The sequence below is a fragment of the Kistimonas scapharcae genome, assembly GCF_039540975.1.
In the GTDB taxonomy this organism is placed as follows: domain Bacteria; phylum Pseudomonadota; class Gammaproteobacteria; order Pseudomonadales; family Endozoicomonadaceae; genus Kistimonas; species Kistimonas scapharcae.
Genome location: NZ_BAABFL010000018.1, coordinates 1 through 4837, shown reverse-complemented (window position 1 = coordinate 4837; position 4837 = coordinate 1). Strand labels below are relative to the sequence as shown.

Here is a 4837-nt window from a genome sequence, read left to right as displayed (position 1 = left end):
GGCAGTGACTTCCAGGATCTGGCAGCGGGAGAAACCCGTCAGGTTACGTTTACCTATGAAGCAGTGGACGATTCCGGTACGGCCAACGATACCAGTGAGCCGGCTACTGTCACGATTACGGTAACGGGTACGAATGATGGCCCAGTAGCCGTTGCGGATAGCGATTCCACACTGGCGACAGCGTCAGTCTCGGTTGATGTAATTGCAAACGATACGGATGTTGATAACGGCGATGTGCTGTCACTGAAAGCCGGAACCGCTTCGGTTGCCAGTGCGATGGCTGCTGGCAATATGGCGCTCACCTTGATTGATGCCGAGCTGAGTCAGAGTGGCAACAGTATTACATTTGACCCGGGTACTGACTTTGATTTTCTTGATGCTGGCGAAACGGCAACGGTTACGATTAACTACACGGTAGAAGACAGTCAGGGAGCGACATCACCCGGCACGTTGACGGTGACAGTAACCGGTACCAATGAAGGACCGCAGGCAGTCGCTGATACCGGCTCAACGACTGAAAATACGACACTGTCGCTGGATGTGCTGGCCAACGATACGGATGTTGATCAGGGCGATTCGGCCACGAATTTCTCACTGGATAATGTGCAACTGGTAGATGAGCTAGGTGACCCGGTGACTGACCAGGGTAGTGTCAGCATTATCAATAACCGGTTGAGTTTTAATCCAGGTAGTGACTTTGACGCGTTGGCGACCGGTGAAACGGCGACGGTCAGAGTACGCTATACCATGTCGGATAGTGCGGGTGAGCAGTCCTCAGCGATAGCCACCATTACTGTTACCGGCACAAATGATGATCCTGTCGCCACCGCAGATACTGCATCGGCTCATGAAAATGAAGTGCTGACCATTAATGTTCTGGCAAATGACACAGATATCGATAGCGACGATGGTCCCGCGAATTTTTCACTGGATACTGTGCAGGTCGTTGATGGCGATGGGAATCCAGTCGGTAATCAGGGGAGTGTCTCTGTCGTTAATAACGAGCTGAAATTTGACCCGGGGACAGACTTTGATTACCTGGCGACAGGGGAGTCGACCACTGTCACGTTACGCTATGTGATGTCTGACAATGAAGGTGCAACATCAACCGCAGATGTAACGGTCACGATTACGGGAACCAATGATGCGCCAGTGGCCAAGGCCGACTTCCCCATCAGTGAGGACGGTTTCTTACCGGCTCTGAGTTCCGCTAATGATCAGGGCTATACGGTAACAGCCAGCGGCCAGCTTAGTGATGCCTTCGCAGCCTATAAAGCATTCGACAATGTGGATGCTTCAGCCACAAATAACTCCAATGCCTGGGCAACCTCTGGAAGCACTGGCTGGTTGCAGCTGGAGATGCCTGAATCGAAGAGTATTCTCCAGTATTCAATCAAGGCGATTGCACAATCACTTGGGCGTGAACCGTCCGAGTGGGAATTCCTGGGCAGTAATGACGGTGTTAATTTTGTTGTGCTCGACAGTCAAACGGGCATCAATGACTGGGGTTCCAGGGAAACCAAGAAATTTACACTGGATGCGCCCGCTGATTACCGCTTCTTCAAAATCAATATCACAGATAATAATGGCGAGGCCTATACCGGTTTCGATGCACTCCAGCTGTATGAAGGGTCTTCGGCTAATGCGACCGGCGAAGAGAATGAAACCCTGACCATTGATGTTCTAGCCAATGATATTGATGCGGACCATAACGACAGTACGGACAATTTTACCCTGCAGACTGTACAGTTGGTTGATACGAATGGGGATCCGGTGAGTGGTCAGGGATCGGTCAGCGTACTAAACAACCAGCTGCAATTCGTGCCAGGTTCTGATTTCGATTATCTGTCTGCTGGCGCATCAACGACAGTCACCGTTCGCTATGTCATGGCGGATAATGAAGGGGAAACATCAGAGTCGACGGTGACCTTGCGCATCATTGGTACCAATGACCAACCGGTGGTTGACCCCGTCTCTGTGGATGCCGGTGACAGCGCATCCGTTAGTGGAACGTTCAGTGTCACAGATACGGATACCAGTGACTCCCATACGTTTACAATTGTGACCCAGCCCGCTGAAGGTACTGTCACTAACAATAATGACGGCACGTTCACGTTCAACCCGGGAGAGGATTTCCGCGATCTGGCGCAGGGGGAAACTCGCCAGGTAACGTTTACCTATAACGCAACGGATACATCCGGTGCGGATAATGCAACCAGTACAGCACAAACGGTCACTATTACCGTTACGGGTACCAATGATGACCCTGTGGCCGTTGTTGATGCGCGATCCATTGATGAAAACGACCAGGTTACGGTCGATGTGATTGCCAATGATACCGATGTTGATAATGACGATGTTCTGAGTCTGAAATCGGGCTCTGTGTCTGTTTCCTCTGCGCTTGCCCAGGGTAATAACGCGATTACGTTGACTGATGCTACGGTTTCCCAGAGTGGTAACAACGTGACATTCAACCCCGGAACCGATTTCGATTTTCTGGGAACCGGGGAAACGGCGACTGTCACTATCACATATCAGGTTCAAGATCAGTCAGGTGCAACGGATGATGGCACACTGACGGTGACAGTTACTGGCAGTAATGATGGGCCGGTAGCAGCAGTCGATAGTGGAGGTACGACAGAAAACGCTGAGTTAATACTGAATGTACTCGCCAATGATACTGACGCTGATCATAACGTTTCACCGGCCAATTTTAGTCTTGATACGGTCGAAATTGTTAATGGTGATGGCGATCCGCTGACAGGAAAGGGCACAGTCAGCATTGTTAATAACCGGCTCAGTTATAACCCAGGCAGTGACTTCGAGAGTTTAGCCACCGGCGAAACAGAGACGATAACGGTTCGTTATGTCATGTCTGATGATGAAGGTAAGACATCTGAGTCGACAGCGACAATCACGGTGACTGGTACCAATGATGATCCCGTGGCAACAGCCGACACCGGCGAAGGTCACGAGAATGAGATTCTGACGATTAATGTACTGAGTAATGATTCAGACATTGACCATAATGATAGTCCCACCAACTTCTCGCTTGATACCGTACAGCTGGTTGATACAAACGGTGATCCTGTTACCGGACAAGGGAGTGTGAGTGTTGTAGGCAATCAGCTGCAGTTCGATCCGGGAACCGATTTTGACTACCTGGCAACCGGTGAAACAGCAACTGTTACAGTGCGCTACAGCATGTCTGATGATGAAGGGGCAGATGCTTCATCGACCGTTACCATCACGATAACAGGTACCAACGATACGCCCGAGGCTCGTGCTGATTTCTCTGTCAGTGAAACCGGTTATATACCTACGCTGACCAGTAATAATGATCAGGGATTCCAAATAACCAGTAGCCATGAAGCCAGCTCTACGTTTGCGGCTTATAAGGTATTCGATAATGTTGATGCATCTGCATCTAACAATGCCAACTCCTGGGCGGCACAGGGCAGTTCTGCCTGGTTACAGGTCGAAATGCCGGAAACCAAAAGTATTCTGCAGTATTCATTAACGGCGATACCCAATACGATTGGGCGCGAGCCATCAGAATGGCGGCTCCTTGGCAGTAACGATGGCGTTAATTTTGATGTTATTGATACACAGTCTTCTGTCACTGACTGGACGTCGAGGGAAACCAAGACATTCAGCCTGTCATCCGCCGCAGAATACCGCTTCTTTAAACTGGATATCACCGATAATAATGGTGACAGCTACACGGGGCTGGATGGATTCCAGCTCTTTGAAGGTACGACCCATTCGGTAGTGGGTGATGAACATGAAGTTCTGACGGTCGATGTACTGGCCAACGACATTGATGCCGATCACAATGATTCGTCAGCGAATTTCACGCTGAATACGGTTCAGATTGTTGATGAAAATGATCAACCTGTTTCAGGGCTGGGAACGGTCACGGTTGATGGCAATCAGCTTCGCTTTGACCCGGGCAGTGATTTTGACAACCTTGCCGCGGGTGAATCAACCAGTATCACAGTACGCTATACGATGTCTGACGATGAAGGAAGTTTATCAACATCTACGGTGACCCTGGTTGTTAACGGAACCAATGACAAGCCGACGGCGGAGGTCGTGATTGTTAATGCCTNGACTTCCAGGATCTGGCAGCGGGAGAAACCCGTCAGGTTACGTTTACCTATGAGGCTGTAGACGATTCCGGTACGGCCAACGATACCAGTGAGCCGGCCACGGTCACGATTACGATCACGGGTACCAACGACAAACCCACTGCTGAAGTTAAGAGTATCAGTGCCACGGAAGATGGTGCAGCGGTCACGGGCAGCTTTGGTGCCTCGGATACGGATACCACCGATACCCACACCTTCAATTTCCTGACCCAGCCCAGCGAAGGTACTGTTACTAACAACAACGACGGTACCTTCAGCTTCAACCCGGGCAGCGACTTCCAGGATCTGGCAGCGGGAGAAACCCGTCAGGTTACGTTTACCTATGAGGCTGTAGACGATTCCGGTACGGCCAACGATACCAGTGAGCCGGCCACGGTCACGATTACGATCACGGGTACTAACGACAAACCAACAGCAGCGGTTGAGAGTATCAGTGCCACGGAAGATGGCGCAGCGGTCACGGGCAACTTCGGCGCCACGGATGCGGACACAACCGATACCCACACCTTCAATATCCTGACCCAGCCAAGTGAAGGCTCAGTCACTAATAACGGTGATGGCACGTTCAGCTTCAACCCGGGCAGCGACTTCCAGGATCTGGCAGCGGGAGAAACCCGTCAGGTTACGTTTACCTACGAAGCGGTGGACGATTCCGGTACGGCTAACGACACCAGTGAGCCGGCCAC

2 protein-coding genes are annotated in these 4837 nt (G+C 51.0%); both read left to right on the top strand.

The features are described from left to right. Positions 1-18 precede the first annotated feature (18 nt). Complete coding sequence (locus ABD892_RS01765; RefSeq protein ID WP_425559144.1) at positions 19-4173, top strand: beta strand repeat-containing protein; 4155 nt, start codon at positions 19-21, stop codon at positions 4171-4173. Next, positions 4125-4837, top strand: a 713-nt coding sequence (locus ABD892_RS27005) for an Ig-like domain-containing protein (protein WP_425559143.1), incomplete at its 3' end; no start/stop codon positions are given. The genes ABD892_RS01765 and ABD892_RS27005, both read left to right, overlap by 49 nt.